General features: G+C 67.0%; 13 protein-coding genes. 10 read left to right on the forward strand and 3 right to left on the reverse strand.

All coding sequences use genetic code 11. The features are described 5' to 3' along the window. Positions 1-1,737 (reverse strand): arginine--tRNA ligase, encoded by a 1,737-nt coding sequence (gene argS / locus G7Z99_RS04685; protein WP_181092422.1) that lies wholly within the window; start codon positions 1,735-1,737, stop codon positions 1-3. A 195-nt stretch (positions 1,738-1,932) separates the two neighbouring features. Next, positions 1,933-4,152, reverse strand: a complete 2,220-nt coding sequence (locus G7Z99_RS04690) for a primosomal protein N' (protein WP_181092423.1) — start codon at positions 4,150-4,152, stop codon at positions 1,933-1,935. A 165-nt stretch (positions 4,153-4,317) separates the two neighbouring features. Here G7Z99_RS04690 and rpmE point away from each other — a divergent pair, with 165 nt between their 5' ends. The 3 genes from rpmE (at position 4,318) to G7Z99_RS04705 (ending at position 6,781) form a co-directional block, all read left to right on the forward strand. Continuing rightward, complete coding sequence (gene rpmE / locus G7Z99_RS04695) at positions 4,318-4,533, forward strand: 50S ribosomal protein L31 (RefSeq protein WP_060395291.1); 216 nt, start codon at positions 4,318-4,320, stop codon at positions 4,531-4,533. 2 nt (positions 4,534-4,535) lie between these two features. Next, a complete protein-coding gene (locus G7Z99_RS04700; protein WP_181092424.1) occupies positions 4,536-5,357 on the forward strand; it encodes a thermonuclease family protein in 822 nt (273 codons plus the stop codon). A 155-nt stretch (positions 5,358-5,512) separates the two neighbouring features. Then, positions 5,513-6,781 (forward strand): malic enzyme-like NAD(P)-binding protein, encoded by a 1,269-nt coding sequence (locus tag G7Z99_RS04705; protein ID WP_181092425.1) that lies wholly within the window; start codon positions 5,513-5,515, stop codon positions 6,779-6,781. Between the two features lie 124 nt (positions 6,782-6,905). Here the strand turns inward: G7Z99_RS04705 and G7Z99_RS04710 are convergent, their stop codons facing one another. Beyond that, positions 6,906-9,356 (reverse strand): penicillin-binding protein 1A, encoded by a 2,451-nt coding sequence (locus tag G7Z99_RS04710; protein WP_181092426.1) that lies wholly within the window; start codon positions 9,354-9,356, stop codon positions 6,906-6,908. A gap of 170 nt (positions 9,357-9,526) precedes the next feature. Between G7Z99_RS04710 and pilM the strand changes: the two genes are divergently transcribed. The 7 genes from pilM to G7Z99_RS04745 all read left to right on the forward strand — a co-directional run bounded on the left by pilM (position 9,527) and on the right by G7Z99_RS04745 (position 16,480). Further along, on the forward strand, positions 9,527-10,426 hold the full coding sequence (gene pilM / locus G7Z99_RS04715; protein ID WP_181092427.1) for a type IV pilus biogenesis protein PilM: 900 nt from the start codon (positions 9,527-9,529) through the stop codon (positions 10,424-10,426). After that, entirely contained in the window at positions 10,423-10,959 is a 537-nt protein-coding gene (locus G7Z99_RS04720) for a PilN domain-containing protein (RefSeq protein ID WP_181092428.1), read from the forward strand. Before pilM ends, G7Z99_RS04720 begins: the two co-directional genes overlap by 4 nt. Further along, positions 10,956-11,966 (forward strand): pilus assembly protein PilP, encoded by a 1,011-nt coding sequence (locus G7Z99_RS04725; RefSeq protein ID WP_181092429.1) that lies wholly within the window; start codon positions 10,956-10,958, stop codon positions 11,964-11,966. Before G7Z99_RS04720 ends, G7Z99_RS04725 begins: the two co-directional genes overlap by 4 nt. Further along, positions 11,911-13,146, forward strand: a complete 1,236-nt coding sequence (locus G7Z99_RS04730; RefSeq protein WP_258196961.1) for a type IV pilus secretin PilQ — start codon at positions 11,911-11,913, stop codon at positions 13,144-13,146. The genes G7Z99_RS04725 and G7Z99_RS04730 overlap by 56 nt, the downstream gene beginning before the upstream one ends. A gap of 4 nt (positions 13,147-13,150) precedes the next feature. Continuing rightward, entirely contained in the window at positions 13,151-13,669 is a 519-nt protein-coding gene (gene aroK / locus G7Z99_RS04735; RefSeq protein WP_181092431.1) for a shikimate kinase AroK, read from the forward strand. Positions 13,670-13,760: 91 nt separating this feature from the next. Next, entirely contained in the window at positions 13,761-14,873 is a 1,113-nt protein-coding gene (aroB, locus tag G7Z99_RS04740; protein ID WP_181092432.1) for a 3-dehydroquinate synthase, read from the forward strand. Further along, positions 14,873-16,480 (forward strand): AAA family ATPase, encoded by a 1,608-nt coding sequence (locus G7Z99_RS04745; RefSeq protein ID WP_181092433.1) that lies wholly within the window; start codon positions 14,873-14,875, stop codon positions 16,478-16,480. The genes aroB and G7Z99_RS04745 overlap by 1 nt, the downstream gene beginning before the upstream one ends. The last annotated feature ends 154 nt before the right edge of the window (positions 16,481-16,634 follow it).

A 16,634-nucleotide genomic window follows, 5' to 3' on the forward strand; every position in this document is an offset into this window, starting at 1 on the left:
TTACATGCGCTCCAGGGTTTCCAGGCCTAGCAGCTCCAGGCCCTGTTTGAGGGTCCGTCCGGTCAGCGCCGCCAGGCGCAGGCGGCTCTGTTGCTGCTCGGGCGTTTCGGCAGCGAGGATCGGGCAATTCTCGTAGAAGCTCGAGAACAGGCCGGCGATGTCGTACAGGTAGGCGCACAGCACGTGCGGCGTGCCCTTGTCGGCGACGCTGTTGAGCACTTCGCCGAACTGCGCCAGGCGGGCGCCGAGGTCCTGCTCCTGAGGCGCCTGCAGGACGATACGGCCTTCGACATCGTCGAACTGCTTGCCCAGCTTGCGGAAGATGCTGGCGACGCGGGTGTAGGCGTACAGCAGGTAGGGCGCGGTGTTGCCATCGAAATTGAGCATCAGCTCGAAGTTGAAGCTGTAGTCGCTGGTGCGGTGCTTGGAGAGGTCCGCGTATTTGACCGCGCCGATGCCGACGACTTCGCCGATCTGGCGCAGGGCCTGCTCGTCCAGGTCGGTGTTCTTTTCCTTGACCAGCGCGTAGGCGCGCTCCTTGGCTTCCTGGAGCAGGTCCACGAGCTTGACGGTACCGCCATCACGGGTCTTGAACGGACGGCCGTCGGCGCCGTTCATGGTGCCGAAGCCCATGTGCTCCATGCGCATCGGATGGCCGACGAAGCCGGCCCGGCGGGCGACCTCGAACACCTGGTTGAAGTGCAGCGCCTGGCGCTGGTCGACGAAGTACAGCGCACGGTCGGCCTTGAGCACGTTGCTGCGATAGCGCACGGCTGCCAGGTCGGTGGTGGCGTACAGGTAGCCGCCGTCGGCCTTCTGCACGATCACCGGCAGCGGCTCGCCTTCAGCGGTCTTGTACTCGTCGAGGAACACGCATTGCGCGCCCTGGCTCTCGACCAGCAGGCCCGTGGCCGCCAGGTCCGCGACCACGTTGGCCAGGTCGGCGTTGTAGGCGCTTTCGCCCATGACGTCGGCCATGCTCAGCTTGACGTTGAGCTGTTCGTAGGTCTTCTGGCAATGCGACAGCGAAATGTCCTTGAAGCGTGTCCACAGCGCCAGGCAGTCAGGGTCGCCGGCCTGCAGCTTGACCACCAGACCGCGGGCGCGGGTGGCGAATTCCTCGGACTCGTCGAACCGCTTCTTGGCCGCGCGGTAGAAGTTTTCCAGGTCCGACAGCGCGTCGCTGGTGATGGGGTTTTCCTGCAGGTACGCCAGCAGCATGCCGAACTGGGTGCCCCAGTCGCCGACGTGGTTCTGACGGATCACCTGGTCACCGAGGAATTCCAGCACACGGGCGACGCTGTCGCCGATGATCGTCGAGCGCAGGTGGCCGACGTGCATTTCCTTGGCCAGGTTCGGGGCCGACAGGTCGACCACCACCTTCTCGGCAGGGCCTGCCTTGCGCACATTGAGGTGCGCATCGGCCAGTGCAGCGTCCAGACGATTGGCCAGGGCCTGGGTGTTCTGGAAGAAATTGAGGAAGCCGGGGCCGGCGATCTCGACCTTGCTGACGTCTTCACACGCCGGCAGCGCAGCGATCAGCTTCTCGGCCAGGTCGCGCGGCTTCATGCCGGCAGGTTTGGCCAGCATCATGGCGATGTTGCTGGCGAAGTCGCCGTGGGTCTTGTCCCGGGCGTTCTCCACCTGGATCGACGGCGTCAGCCCATCAGGCAGCACACCGTCGGCGACGAGTTGGGTGAGGGCTTGCTGGATCAGCTGGCGAATGGTGTCTTTCATCAGGTTCTCTTTCGACCGCACGCGCGGCGGGCGCTTCGAGGCGCAGGTGGAAAAACTGGGCATTATCCGGTCGCAGGCGGCAGGCGGCAAGTCGTAAGCGGTAAGTGGCAGGCGGCAAGCTGAACGGCCCAGGCGGTGAGCCCGGCTCGATCCGCCGGGCAGCGCCGCTTTTGCTTGCAGCCTGCAGCTCGCTCCTCAGTAGAGATCCACAGGGTCCACATCGAGCGACCAGCGCACCTGGCGGCCTGATGGCATCTGTTCGAGCTCCAGCAGCCAGCTGGCGAGCAGGCGGTGCAAGGCAGCCCTGGCGTTGGCTTGCAGCAGCAGTTGCGCCCGGTAGCGACCGGCGCGGCGCTCCATGGGCGCCGGCACCGGCCCGAGCAATTCGATGCCGCCGGCGCCCTGCACGGCGAGCAGGCGCTCGGCGGCCGTGCAGGCTTCGTCGAGGAAGGCTTCGGCCTGACCCGGCTTGTGCGCCTCGGCACGCAGCAGGGCCAGGTGCGAGAAAGGCGGCAGACCCGCGGCGCGGCGTTCGCTCAAGGCCTGGTCGGCGAAAGCGAAGTAACCTTGCTCGGTGAGTTGCACCAGCAAGGGGTGCTCGGCCAGGTGCGTCTGCACGATCACCTTGCCCGGCTCTTCGGCCCGCCCGGCGCGGCCGGCCACCTGCACGATCAGCTGCGCCATGTGCTCGCTGGCGCGGAAGTCGCCCGAGAACAGGCCGCCGTCGGCATCGAGGATCGCCACCAAGGTCACGCGGGGGAAGTGGTGGCCCTTGGCAAGCATCTGGGTGCCGACCAGGATGCAGGGCTGGCCTCGCTGGATGGTGGCGAACAGGTTCTGCATGGCATCCTTGCGGGCGGTGCTGTCGCGGTCCACACGTAGCACGGGGTACTCCGGGAACAAGGTGCTCAGGCGCTCCTCGGCGCGCTCGGTCCCCGCGCCGACCGGGCGCAGGTCCACGTGGTTGCACTGGGGGCACTGGTGCGGGATGCGCTCTTCATGGCCGCAATGGTGGCAGCGCAGCAGCCCCGAACGCTGGTGCACGGTCATGCGCGCATCGCAGCGTGGGCAGCCGGACAGCCAGCCGCAGTCGTGGCACAGCAGGGTCGGTGCGAAGCCGCGCCGGTTGAGGAACACCAGCACCTGCTGACCGGCCGCGAGGGTCTGGCCGATCGCCTGGTGCAGCGGGCCACTGATGCCGCTGTCCAGGGGGCGGCTCTTGACGTCCAGGCGCAGGAAGCGCGGCTGTCGGGCGCCGCCGGCGCGTTGCTGCATGCGCAGCAGGCCGTAGCGGCCACCGTGGGCGTTGTGCAGGCTTTCCAGTGACGGGGTGGCCGAGCCTAGCAGGATCGGCACGTCTTCCTGGCGCGCACGCACCAGCGCCAGGTCCCGGGCGTGGTAGCGCAGGCCTTCCTGCTGTTTATAGGAGCCGTCGTGCTCTTCGTCGATGATGATCAGGCCGGGGTGCTTCATCGGCGTGAACAGCGCCGAGCGTGTACCGATGATGATGTCCGCCTCGCCGTCGCGCGCCGCCAGCCAGGCGTCGAGCCGCTCGCGGTCGTTGACCGCCGAGTGCAGCAGGGCGATGCGGGCGTTGAAGCGCTGCTCGAAGCGCGCCAGGGTCTGCGGCCCCAGGTTGATCTCGGGGATCAGCACCAGTGCCTGCTTGCCGGCCTCGAGGGTTTCGCGGATCAGTTGCAGGTACACCTCGGTCTTGCCGCTGCCGGTCACCCCGGCCAACAGAAACGCCTGGAACCCGCCGAACGAGGAGCGCACGGCGTCGAACGCGGCGCGCTGCTCGTCGTTCAGCGGCAGCTCGGGTTGGGCGAGCCAGTGCTCGTGGCGCGTGGCAGGCAGGTGACGGCGCAGCTCGATCTCCACCAATTGCTTGGCCAGCAGCAGGTCGAGGCTGTCCTTGCTCAGGCCCAGCTTGCTCAGGACCGCATGGGCCACGCCGTGGGGATGCTGCGCCAGGGTCTGCAAGGCCTCGCGCTGGCGCGGTGCACGGGCGATGCGCGGATCGTCCAGGCGTGCGCCGGGGGCGATCTGCCAGAACCGCTCCTGGCGCATTTCGGCCGGTTCGCCCTGGCGTAGCAAGGTCGGCAGGGCCCAGTTGAACGTGTCGCCCAGGCTGTGCTGGTAGTACTGGGCCGTCCACAGGCACAGCTTGAGCAGGGACGCGGGCAACGGCGAGACCGGATCGAGCAGTGCCGTGGCCGGGCGCAGCTTGTCGGCCGGCACGTCGCTGGTGTCGGCCACCTCGACCAGGACCCCGATCAGTTCTCGCCGCCCGAACGGCACGCGCAGGCGCATGCCCGGCACGAAGGTCTTGCCCGAGGCGCCTGGCGGCGCGCGGTAGTCGAACAACCTGCGCAGCGGCGAAGGAAGGGCAAGGCGCAGGATGACGTCGGGCACGCGGCAGATCTCTGAAAAGGAAGCGAATGGCCTGGCGAGCCTAGCACGACGGTCGGTGGGTGCGGCAACTTGCGCTGGCGCATGGCTCTGCTATCATACGTCGCCTGATTCCGTGCGGTATTCAACAATGGTGTTGGATGGCGGCACGCAGCCGAGGAAGTGACCATGAAAGCAGATATCCATCCGAATTACGAAGTTGTAGAAGTTACCTGCAGCTGCGGCAGCAAGTTCGAAACCCGTTCGACCCTGGCCAAGCCGCTGGCGATCGACGTGTGCTCGCAGTGCCACCCCTTCTACACCGGCAAGCAGAAAGTCCTGGACACCGGTGGTCGCGTACAGAAGTTCGCCGACCGCTTCGGCATGTTCGGTACCAAGAAGTAAGCATGCGCCTGGCGAACCCCCTGGGCTTCGCACCGCTGCACAAGAAGGCGCCCCTCGCGGGCGCCTTTTTCATGGCCGTGATCTGGGGTGCGTCGGTCCGGGCCGAGGTGCACTGCACCCCGCCGGGCCTCTTGCAGCCGGTCACCGTTCGCCAGGTGGTGGACGGCGATACCTTGAGGTTGACCGATGGGCGCAGTGTTCGCCTGATCGGGATCAATGCGCCCGAAATCCGTCGGCGTGGCCAGCGTAGCGAACCACTCGCCGACGCAGCCCGGCAGCGCCTGCGGGCGTTGGTCAAGGCCAGTGGCGGGCGTCTCGGCCTGGTGGTAGGCAAGGAGCGCAGCGACCATTATGGCCGGCTGCTGGCCCATGCCTATGGCCGCGACGGTCGGAATCTCGAGGCCCGGTTGCTCAGCGAAGGCCTGGGTTACCGCGTGGCTATCGCGCCCAACGTGGCGCTGACCCGCTGCCATCGGCAGGCCGAGCGTCAGGCGCGGGAGGCGGGTGCCGGGCTGTGGCGACGACCGGTCGTGCGCCAGGCCGCCGGGCTGCGGCGTCCCGGCTTTGCCGTGGTCACGGGCCGTGTCGTGCAGGTCCGGCGTCAGCGTTCGGGCGTGTCACTGACGATCGATGATCGGTTGGTGGTGACGGTGCCTGCCAGGCTCCAGCGGCGGTTGTCGGTGAGCACGCTCGAGCGCCTCGAAGGCCGCCAGGTGGAAGTGCGTGGCTGGGTCCGCGAGCGCGTCGCTGCCGGTTCAGGCAGGCGCGGCGGGCCACGCTGGACGGTGTCGCTGACCGATCCGAGCATGCTCGAGGTGCGCTGACGGGCAGTGCCGACGGCCTCAGGGCAAGCGAGGCACCTAGCGTAAAGTCGTAGGACGAAGGTCTTGACACAAGTGACCGGGCAGTCTTGTCGCCCCTTGGCTCTTTGCGTATCCTCGGCGGTCCGTCAGAACAGTCCAATTAGCGGAAAGCCCTCATGTCAGATCTCAAAACCGCCGCCCTCGAATACCATGCCCAGCCTCGCCCAGGGAAACTGAGCGTCGAACTCACCAAGCCGACCTCCACCGCCCGTGACCTGTCCCTGGCCTACAGCCCAGGCGTCGCCGAGCCGGTACGCGAGATCGCCCGTGACCCTGAGCTGGCTTACCAGTACACCGGCAAGGGCAACCTGGTGGCGGTGATCTCCGATGGCACCGCCATCCTGGGCCTTGGCGACCTGGGCCCGCTGGCCTCCAAGCCGGTCATGGAAGGCAAGGGCGTGCTGTTCAAGCGTTTCGCTGGCGTGGACGTGTTCGACATCGAAGTCGATGCCGAAAGCCCGCAAGCCTTCATCGACACCGTCAAGCGCATCTCCATCACCTTCGGCGGCATCAACCTGGAAGACATCAAGGCCCCGGAGTGCTTCGAGATCGAGCGCGCGCTGATCGAACAGTGCGACATCCCGGTCTTCCACGATGACCAGCACGGCACCGCGATCGTCACCGCGGCCGGCATGATCAACGCCCTGGAAATCGCCGGCAAGCAACTGGACGACGCGAAGATCGTCTGCCTGGGCGCTGGTGCTGCCGCGATCTCGTGCATGAAGCTGCTGGTCAGCATGGGCGCCAAGGTCGAGAACATCTTCATGATCGACCGCAGTGGCGTCATCCACGCCGGCCGTGAAGACCTCAACCAGTACAAGGCCCAGTTCGCTCACGCCACCGACAAGCGTACCCTGGCCGATGCCCTGGCAGGCGCCGACGTGTTCGTCGGCCTGTCCGGCCCGAACCTGCTGAGCGCCGAAGGCCTCGCGTCCATGGCGGCGAACCCGATCGTCTTCGCCTGCTCCAACCCGGACCCGGAAATCAAGCCCGAGCTGGCGCACGCCACCCGTGACGACGTGATCATGGCGACCGGCCGCTCCGACTACCCGAACCAGGTCAACAACGTACTGGGCTTCCCCTTCATCTTCCGCGGTGCCCTGGACGTGCGCGCCAAGCGCATCAACGAAGAGATGAAGATCGCCGCCGCCATCGCCCTGAAGGACCTGGCCAAGCTGCCGGTGCCCAAGGACGTCTGCGACGCCTATGGCGTCGAGTCGCTGAGCTTCGGTCGCGAGTACATCATTCCCAAGCCGATGGACGCACGCCTGATCACCGTGGTGTCGGATGCCGTGGCCAAGGCCGCCATCGAGTCCGGCGTCGCCACCCTGCCGTACCCGAAGCACTACCCGCTCAAGAGCGTGGATGACGTGTTCAACGGCTGATCAGTCGACCCGTCATGAAAAAAGCCCTGGTGCGTGAGCGCCAGGGCTTTTTCGTTGGTGGCCGGTCGGTCCTGAAGGGTGGGGCGAGGGGCGACCGGGCCCGAAGGCCCTGGAGCGCACGCCGTCAGAACAGGTCCATCGGCGTCGCTTCGTCGGCCGGCAGAGGGCTGCCCGGCGCCACGCCATTGCCCAGTTCGCCCGACGACGGCGGCGAGTCCTCGGCCTTGAACAGCTCGAAGTAGGCGTTGGGCGTGTCCGGCCTGGCTGCGCGACCACTGACCGGATCGACGCGCAGGCTCAGGATGCCTTCGGGCTCTGCCGGGGCATGGCTGGGCTTGCCCTTGAGCGCCGCCCCCATGAAGTGCATCCAAATCGGCAGCGCCACGGTGCCGCCGTATTCGCGTCGGCCCAGGGTCTCGGGCTGGTCGAAGCCGGTCCAGACCGTGGTCATGTAGTCGGCGTTGTAGCCGGAGAACCAGGCATCCTTGGACTCGTTGGTGGTGCCGGTCTTGCCGGCCAGGTCGTCACGGCCCAATGCCAGGGCGCGACGCCCGGTGCCGCGCTTGATGACGTCCTGCAGCATGCTGGTCAGGATGTAGGTGGTGCGACCGTCGATGATCCGCTCGGCCACCTGGGGCGGTTGTGCGGCAGCGGCCGGCTGGGCATTGGCCGGTGCAGCTTCCCCTGGCAACTGGACGTTGAACGGCTGTTCCGGCGCGGCGATGCCTGCCTGGTCCTGCTGAACGGACGGCACGCGCGCGGGGTTGGCGGTGAACAGCGTGTCGCCCGAGCGGCTTTCGATGCGTTCGATCAGGTACGGGCTGATCTTGTAGCCGCCGTTGGCGAACGTGCTCCAGCCGGTGGCGATCTCCATGGGCGTCAGCGTCGCGGTGCCCAGTGCCAGGGACAGGTTGCGTGGCAGGTCCTGCTTGTTGAAGCCGAACTGCGCGATGTAGTCGATGGTCTTGTCCACGCCCATCGCCTGCAGCAGGCGGATGGACACCAGGTTGCGCGACTTGTACAGCGCCTCGCGCATGCGGATCGGGCCCAGGAACGTGTTGGTATCGTTCTTCGGGCGCCAGACCTTGTCCACGGACGGGTCGACGAAGACGATCGGGGCGTCGTTGACCAGGCTGGCGGCGGTGTAGCCGCTGTCGAGCGCCGCGCTGTAGATGAACGGCTTGAAGCTCGAGCCCGGCTGACGCTTGGCCTGCATCGCGCGGTTGTAGTTGCTCTGCTCGAACGAGAAGCCACCAACCAGGGCGCGGATGGCACCACTGGTCGGGTCCAGGGTCACCAGGGCGCTCTGCGCGCCGGGCACCTGGCTGAATTTCAGGGTACCGTCGGCCAGCCGTTGCACGCGGATCAGGTCGCCGGCCTGGGCGACGTCGGCCGGTGAGGTGGGTGCGCGCCCCAGGCTGTTGACGTTCAGGTGCGGGCGAGCCCACTTCAGGGTCTCCCACGGCACCTGCTCTTCCTTGCCGCCTCGGGTCAGCACCAGCAGGCCGGTCTTGGTGACCTGCATCACGATGGCCGGTTCCAGGCCGCCCAGGTTGCGCTGCTTGCCCAGGACACGCTGCCATTCGGCGAAGGTCTTGCCCGGATAGCGCGCCTCCGGGCCGCGATAGCCATGGCGCTCATCGTAGGCCGTCAGGCCATCGAGCACGGCACTGTTGGCCATCTCCTGCAAATCGCTCGGTACCGTGGTGGTGACGCGGAAGCCTTCGGTATAGGCCTCGCTGCCGTAGCGGCCGACCATTTCCGCGCGTGCCATCTCGGCGATCCAGGGCGCGTTCACCTCCGGCGTCGGGACGTGGTAGCTGGCATTGAGCGGCTCGGCCAGGGCGGCCTGGTAGCTGGCCTGGTCGATCTTGCCCAGGCGGTACATGCGCCCGAGAATCCAGTCGCGACGCTCCTTGGCGCGCACCGGGTTGGCCAACGGGTTGAAACGCGAAGGTGCCTTGGGCAGGCCAGCGATCATGGCCATCTGCGCCAGGCTCACGTCGCGAATCGACTTGCCGTAGTACACCTGCGCGGCGGCCTCGATCCCGTAGGCACGGTTGCCCAGGTAGATCTTGTTGACGTACAGCTCGAGGATCTCGTCCTTGGTCAGCTCGCGCTCGATCTGCAGGGCCAGCAGGATCTCGGTGGTCTTGCGCGAGAAGCTGCGTTCGCTGCTCAGGAAGAAGTTCTTCGCCACCTGCATGGTGATCGTGCTGCCACCGGTCTGGATGTGCCCGGATTTGACCAGCTGGGTGGCCGCGCGCATCAGGCTGCTGGGGTCGACCCCGTAGTGGTTGAGGAAATTGTCGTCCTCGGCTGACAGAAGCGCCTGAATGAACTGTGGGGGGATTTCATCGAAGCGGATCGGCGAGCGGCGCATTTCGCCAAATTCGGCGATCAGCTTGCCGTCGCTGCTGAAGACCCTCAGCGGTATCTGCAACTGGATGCTTCGCAGCGCATCGACCGAAGGCAGGCTCGGGCTAAGGTAGAGAAACGCACCGCTCACACCGAGTACCAGCGCACAGATGACAGCGACGAAAGACCACCAGAAGAACTTCAGCAGGCGTATCAAGGCTTTTGGGTGTCCAGGTTGGGAAGTGGAGGGCGCGCGAGGGCCGGCGAACAGGAAAAATCGCTGGGCATTATAAGCATTTTTCACCGGGCGGGGTGACCGGCCGACGGGCTCGGTCTGTGCCTCGAGAGGTGTGATGCCTGAACCCGAATACGCACAAGGACGTCACGATGCTCGGATGCTTCGGCAGGGGATGCAGTTCCATCGTGGGACTGGAAATGGAGGCCGACGGTGTGCGCATGGTCCGCGCACGTCGGCGCCATGGGCGCGTTCATCTGCAAGGTTGGGCGATCGAACCCTGCGTCGACATGGGCACCGCGACACGCGAGACGTCCGTGGCCGATGCCATGGCCACGGCGCTGCGGCGGGCCCGCCAGCGCGTCGGCGAGGGGCGTCTGGTCGTGTCCTTGCCCGCCAGCCAGGTGATCGTCAAGCCGCGCCGGGTGCCACGAGGGCTGGATGAAGAGGCCATGGAAGCCTGGCTGTTGGCCGATGCGGACCGCTTCGTGCCCTTTGCCCTGGACGAGGTCGCCCTGGACTTTTGCATCGCCGACGCTGCGTGCTCCACCTCGGAAGACCTCGGGGTCTGGGTGGCGGCCTGCCGGCAGGCGCAACTCGACCAACTGGCGAGCCGCCTGGGCGGCGCAGGGCTCACGCCCTCGGTCGTGGACGTCGACGCAGTGGCCTTGTGGCCGCTGACGACCGGGTTGCCCGGGCAGCGACCTGCACTGCTGCGGCTGCAGAAACGCTGGGCAACCCTGTATGCATGGCCTGGCGAGCAGGCCCCGCAGTCCCAGGTGTGGGCCATGGACGAGCAAGGCAGCTGGCGCCAGGCCGCCCGCCACTGGCTCGCGCCGCGCCTGGGTTGGCCGGGCGTGGATGTCGTGGGCGTCATCGGCGTCGAGGAGCCGCGCCTCGAGGCGATCGCCGCGCAATTGGCGGTCCCCTGCCATGCCATCGACCCCTGGGCAGGCTTCGTCCTGGACGTCGAATCACCGCCGCCCGACAGCGAGGCCAGGGCCTGCCTGGCCTTGGCCAGTGGTCTCGCCGTGCGGGGGCTGATGCGATGACGGGTTTCAACCTGCTGCCGTGGCGCGCGCAACGACGCCGTGCCGCCCTGCGTCAGAGGCTGGTCGCGCTGGCCGGTGCCTGCCTGTTGGCCGTGATGATGCTGACGGTCTGTGCGCATCACCACCGTCAGCGCCTTCAGCAGCAGCAAGAGACCAACGCGGCCTGGGTCGTACGCCTGGAGGCGCTCGAGAGGTCCCGGCAGCAGGCCGCCGAGGTGAAGGCTACGCTCGAGGACCTGACGCGACAGCTGGCCGAGCTGTCCGCGCTGCGTGCCGACGGCGATGGTCTGCCGGCCCTGCTCGGGCCACTCGAGGACGCGCTTCCCGCGGGCCTTCGCCTGACGGCGCTGGTGTTCGAGCAGCGACGCCTGCAGGTGTCCGGGCAGGCGCCCTCGGGCCTGCTGGTTGCCGAGCTGATGCAGGCGCTCCAGGCCCTGCCGCAGGTGGGCTCGGTGACCTTGCAGGACCTGCAGGCGCAGGGCGATACCCAGGTCTTCAGTGTGTCGCTGGACGCGTACGGGAGTCGCTCGTGAGTCTGTGGCGTCGCGGGGTGCAGTCGCTGCTCACGCTGCCCTGGCCACTCAGGCTGCTCGGGTGGGGTGGCGTTCTGCTGGCGATACTGGGCGTGGGTTATCCACTGAGCATCGGCCCTGTCCTGGAGCGGCTCCAAGGCGCCCGCGCGGTAGGTGAGTCGCTCGAGGCACGGTACGCCACCGAACGCGCTGCCCTCGAGTCGTTGCAGATGCTCGACGAGCAGGTCCGGCAGGCCAGGCAAGCACTGCACGAGGCGCATTGGCGACTGGCGGGCGGTGACGGTACCAGCGAACTGATCGCGCAACTGGCCAGTCACGCGCACCGGTACGGGCTGCGTTTCGAACGACTCGACGTCAAGGCTGCACACCTTGGCGAAGGGTACCGTGTCGTCCCCGTGCACCTCGAGGTCACGGGCGCCTACCCGAGGCTGCGCCGTTGGCTCGACGCCTGGCTCGACCAGCTGCGGCTGCTGCGGTTGGAGCGCCTTGACGCGCGGCCGGTCGACCCGGCATCGACGATGTTGCGCTGGCAGCTGGTGGTGCATGCCTACCAGAGCGAGATGGCCTCGCTGCCCGTGCCCGCCACGCTGGCGCACCAGCCTGCCCGTGCAGACGAGCCGTGGACAGGCCGCGATCCCTTTCAGGTCACCCTCCCTCCTGAAGGGCAGGGCCTGGCTGACGTGCCGCTCGAACGATTGAACATGGTCGGTGTGCTGGCGCGACGTGGCCAATACCAGGCGGTCCTCGACGCAGACGGGTACCTGCACCGGGTCGCCGTGGGGGACCGTCTGGGCGGCGGAGGTGGGCGCGTGCTGAGCATCGATGCACGGCGCGTGGTGGTCGGCGAGCCTGTGGGCGAAAGGCGGGAGGATCAGCTCGCACGCCAGCGCGAGCTGCGATTACGTGACGGCATAACCAGGGATGGAAGGGATGAGCGTACATGGATGGGCAATGGGCGCGGTGATGATGGGCGCGATGGCGACGAGTCAGGCCGACGGTCGGGATGAGCCATTGTCCCTGCATTTTCAAGACGTGGAGGTCCGCGCGGCCCTGCAGGTGCTGGCGGACCACGCCGATATCAATCTGGTGGCCAGCGACACGGTGCAGGGCCATGTCACCCTGCGCCTCCAGGATGTGCCCTGGGAGCAGGCGCTGGACCTCATCTTGAGCAGCAAGGGCCTGGGGCGTCGACGCCAGGGCAACGTGTTGCTGGTCGCGCCGCTGGCGGAACTGGCCGAACAACGGGGCGGTGTCGAGGTGGGCAATCACCTGGAGCCTCTGGAGCGCGCGCTGGTGCCCATTCACCACGCCAAGGCCAGTGAACTGGCCAGCCTGGTCATGGCTGCCTTCGAGGAGGAGGGTGTGCTGGCGGGGCGGGGTGGCATCGGGGTGGATGAACGCACCAATACGCTGGTGGTGACGCAACCCGCCGCGCGCCTGGCGCAGATCCGTGCGCTGGTGGCCCAGCTCGACGTGCCGATGCGCCAGGTGATGATCGAAGCCCGTATCGTCGAGGCGGACGTGGACTTTCAACGGGCCCTGGGCGTGCGCTGGGGCGGGCCGCTGTATGGCGAGAAGGCCAGGCTGGGCAGCGAGCTGTTCGTCGACCTGGGCGTCCAGCAGGCGACTGCCGGGCTCGGTCTGGGGCTGCTGCGTGGTGACGTGCTGCTCGACCTCGAACTCAGCGCCATGGAAAAGAACGGCCATGGCGAGATCGTGTCGCAGCCCAAGGTCTTCACGGCCGACAAGGAGACCGCACGTATTCTCAAGGGCGCCGAGATCCCCTACCAGGAGACCAGCGGCAGCGGCGCCACGTCGGTGTCGTTTCGCGAAGCCTCGCTGTCGCTCGAGGTCACGCCGCAGATCACCCCCGATGACCGGGTCGTCATGGCGGTGCGCGTCACCAAGGACGAACCCGACTACATCAATGCGCGCAACGATGTGCCGCCGATTCGCAAGAACGAGGTCAATGCCAAGGTGCGCGTCGGCGACGGCGAGACCGTCGTGATCGGCGGCGTGTACTCCACGGTGCGAAACAATGTCGTCGACAAGGTGCCATTTCTGGGCGATCTGCCGTATGTTGGGCGGCTGTTCCGACGTGAAGCGGTCCAAGAAAAAAAATCCGAGCTGCTGGTCTTCCTGACTCCGCGTATCATGGACGACCGGGCGATTGTCGTGAGTCGTTGATTCTGTGCAAAATTTGATACTCGTAGGCCCCATGGGTGCAGGCAAAAGCACCATCGGGCGGCTGCTGGCCAAAGAGCTGCGCCTGTCGTTCAAGGACTCCGACAAGGAGATCGAGCAGCGCACCGGCGCCAATATCCCATGGATCTTCGACAAGGAAGGCGAGCCTGGTTTTCGTGATCGCGAAGAGGCAATGATCGCCGAACTGTGCGCGCTCGACGGTCAGGTCGTGGCCACCGGCGGCGGTGTGGTGATGCGCGAGGCCAATCGGCGCGCCCTGCACGCAGGCGGCCGCGTCATCTACCTGCATGCGTCGGTGGAGCAGCAGGTCGGACGCACGGCACGGGATCGCAATCGCCCGCTGCTGCGCACCGCCAACCCCGAAGCCACGCTGCGCAACCTGTTGGAGATCCGCGATCCGCTCTACCGGGAGATCGCCGACCTCATCGTGGAAACCGACGAGCGGCCACCCCGCATGGTGATGCTCGACATCCTCGAGCGCTTGCAGAAGTTGCCGCCCCGATAACCCGGTACTATCCTCGGGCCGGTAAAACAGACCAGACGTCAGTGCGCGGGTCGTGCGAACGATGCCGCGCCCAGTTCAATCGTGGGGATACATGCAGACACTAAAGGTCGACCTGGGCGAGCGTAGCTACCCGATCTACATTGGCGAAGGCCTGCTGGACCAGGCCGCGCTGCTGGCACCACACATCGCCGGACGCCAGGTGGCGATCGTCTCCAACCAGACCGTCGCACCCCTGTACCTCGAGCGCCTGAGCACGACCCTGGGGGCCTATTCGGTGCTGCCGGTGGTGCTGCCCGATGGCGAAGCCTTCAAGAACTGGGAAACGCTGCAACTGATCTTCGACGCCCTGCTCGGTGCGCGGCACGACCGGCGCACCACCGTCGTGGCCCTGGGCGGCGGCGTCATCGGCGACATGGCCGGCTTCGCCGCCGCCTGTTACCAGCGCGGGGTCGATTTCATCCAGGTGCCGACCACCCTGCTGTCGCAGGTCGACTCCTCGGTCGGCGGCAAGACCGGCATCAATCACCCGCTGGGCAAGAACATGGTCGGTGCGTTCTACCAGCCTCAGGCGGTGCTGATCGATACCACCAGCCTGTCGACCCTACCCGCGCGCGAACTCTCGGCAGGCCTGGCCGAGGTCATCAAGTACGGGCTGATCTGCGACGAGCCTTTCCTCGGCTGGCTCGAGACGCACATGACGGCCCTGCGCCAGCTCGACCCCCAGGCGCTGACCGAGGCGATCCGTCGCTCCTGCGCAGCGAAAGCCGCGGTGGTCGGGGCCGACGAGCGCGAGTCCGGCGTGCGTGCCACCCTGAACCTGGGGCACACCTTCGGCCATGCCATCGAGACGCACATGGGCTATGGCGTCTGGTTGCACGGCGAGGCCGTGGCCGCCGGGACCGTCATGGCGCTGGAGATGTCCATGCGCCTGGGGTGGATCGACCGCCAGGCACGCGACCGCGGTATCCGCCTGATGCAGGCGGCAGGGCTGCCCGTCGTGCCGCCGACGCAGATGACGCCTGCACAGTTCATGGAGCACATGGCGGTCGACAAGAAGGTCCTCGACGGCCGCCTGCGCCTGGTGCTGTTGCGCCAGCTCGGTCAGGCCGTGGTGACCGACGACTATCCGACAGAGATTCTTCAAGCCACGCTGGCGGCGGATTACCGCGCGATCGTGGCTCAGGTTGAGGGTGTGACCGCGTAATGACCAGCTTGCATGCCGATGAGGCCTTTCTCGAACACTATCAATTGAGCCATGACCCGTTCGCCGCGCGCGTGCCGGGCTTCAAGTTCTTCCCGGCGCAGCGCAAGCCGGTGCTCGGCCAGCTTCACCACCTGGCGCGCTACAGCCAGCTGCTGCTGGTGGTCACCGGGCCGATCGGCAGCGGCAAGACCCTGCTGCGTCAGGCCCTGGTGGCCAGCACCAACAAGCAGGCGGTGCAGAGTATCGTGGTGTCGGCGCGTGGCGCCGGCGACGCGGCCAGTGTCCTGGGGCACGTGGCGCAGTCCCTGGGCATCGCGCAGCCGGAAGTGCAGAGCATCCTCGCCCAGGTCGTGCAACTGGCCCTGACCGGCCAGGAAGTCTACTTGCTGGTGGACGACGCGGAACAACTCGACGAGTCGGCACTCCAAGCGTTGCTGGAATTGACGGCGGGCACGCCCGAGGCGCGCCCGCACGTGTTCCTGTTCGGCGAGCCGTCGCTGATCGCGGGGTTGGACGAGCTCAGCGAGGGCCAGGAGCGGTTCCATGTCATCGAGCTCGAACCCTACAGCGAGGACGAGACCCGCGAGTACCTCGAGCAGCGCCTGGAAGGCGCTGGTCGTGGCATCGACGTGTTCACCCGCGAGCAGATCGTCGATATCCACGAACATTCCGATGGCTGGCCTGGCACCATCAACCAGGTCGCCCGGGACACATTGATCGAAGCCATGATCGCCAGCCGAAGTTCGGCCAAGCGACCAGCCATGGGGTTCCCTATGCCTAAGAAGCACGTACTGGCACTGTCTGCCGTCGTCGTGGTGGCCGTCGCAGCCGCCGTCCTGATGCCCAAGAAAAGCGACACGCCTGCCCAGGCACCTGCCGAGCAGGCGCAATTGCCACTTGGGCAAGGCCAGCCGACTGCCGTCCAGTCCAACAATGGCAAGCCGGCCATCGAGTTCTCGGGGTCGTCGCAATCGCTGCCGATGAATGGGCAGTCGCCAGTGGTGCGCGAGCCGCTGGCCGAAGCCGCCGGCATGGGCGAAGGCGAAGAGGGCACTGCCGCGGGTTCGACCGCGCCGCAGCCCTCCACGCCGCCTACCGTGACCACCACCGCTCCGCCCCAGGGCATGGCGGCAGGCCCTGCGCCTACCCCGGTGCAGCCTTCCAGCCCCGCGCCTGCCCAGCAAGCTGCCGTGGCACCGACGCCCAAGCCTGCTCCCCAGGCGCCTGCCAAGCCCGTGGCGCCGGCTGCCAAGCCGGCTGCACCGGCCACCCAGGTCGCGGCCGCCAAACCGGCTGAAAAGCCCGCCAGTGGCGGGGCTGGCAGCAGCTGGTACGCCGGGCAGAAGTCGGGCAACTACGTGCTGCAGATTCTCGGCACCAGCTCCGAGGCCTCGGCTCAGGCGTTCGTCAAGGCGCAAGGGGGCGAGTACCGCTACTTCAAGAAAACCCTGCAAGGCAAGCCGCTGTACGTGGTGACCTACGGCAGTTTCGCCAACCGCGATGCAGCCGTGGCGGCCATCAAATCCTTGCCAGCCAAGGTCCAGGCTGGTAAACCTTGGCCACGTACCGTCGCCAGCGTCCAACAAGAGCTGTCGACCTCCCGCTGATACCTTCCGGACGGCACCACCCCAGCCGTCCTGTCGCTGAGCGATTCCGGATGTGAACGAGCCTGCCGTGCCCCACACGGCAGGCTCGTCTGTCCCAGGCTGTTGGCCATGAGCCCTCATGCAGCCCGTGTTCGATGCCTCGATCTTGCTTTCG

The sequence above is a fragment of the Pseudomonas entomophila genome, from assembly GCF_013523165.1.
In the GTDB taxonomy this organism is placed as follows: domain Bacteria; phylum Pseudomonadota; class Gammaproteobacteria; order Pseudomonadales; family Pseudomonadaceae; genus Aquipseudomonas; species Aquipseudomonas entomophila_A.

What these genes read in the sequence shown, in the direction of transcription:
- aroB (WP_181092432.1), top strand. Translation starts at nt 13,761, where the DNA reads ATGCAGACACTAAAGGTCGACCTGGGCGAGCGTAGCTACCCGATCTAC.
- rpmE (WP_060395291.1), top strand. Translation starts at nt 4,318, where the DNA reads ATGAAAGCAGATATCCATCCGAATTACGAAGTTGTAGAAGTTACCTGC.
- G7Z99_RS04705 (WP_181092425.1), top strand. Translation starts at nt 5,513, where the DNA reads ATGTCAGATCTCAAAACCGCCGCCCTCGAATACCATGCCCAGCCTCGC.
- G7Z99_RS04700 (WP_181092424.1), top strand. Translation starts at nt 4,536, where the DNA reads ATGCGCCTGGCGAACCCCCTGGGCTTCGCACCGCTGCACAAGAAGGCG.
- argS (WP_181092422.1), bottom strand. Translation starts at nt 1,737, where the DNA reads ATGAAAGACACCATTCGCCAGCTGATCCAGCAAGCCCTCACCCAACTC.
- G7Z99_RS04720 (WP_181092428.1), top strand. Translation starts at nt 10,423, where the DNA reads ATGACGGGTTTCAACCTGCTGCCGTGGCGCGCGCAACGACGCCGTGCC.
- G7Z99_RS04730 (WP_258196961.1), top strand. Translation starts at nt 11,911, where the DNA reads ATGGGCGCGGTGATGATGGGCGCGATGGCGACGAGTCAGGCCGACGGT.
- pilM (WP_181092427.1), top strand. Translation starts at nt 9,527, where the DNA reads ATGCTCGGATGCTTCGGCAGGGGATGCAGTTCCATCGTGGGACTGGAA.
- G7Z99_RS04745 (WP_181092433.1), top strand. Translation starts at nt 14,873, where the DNA reads ATGACCAGCTTGCATGCCGATGAGGCCTTTCTCGAACACTATCAATTG.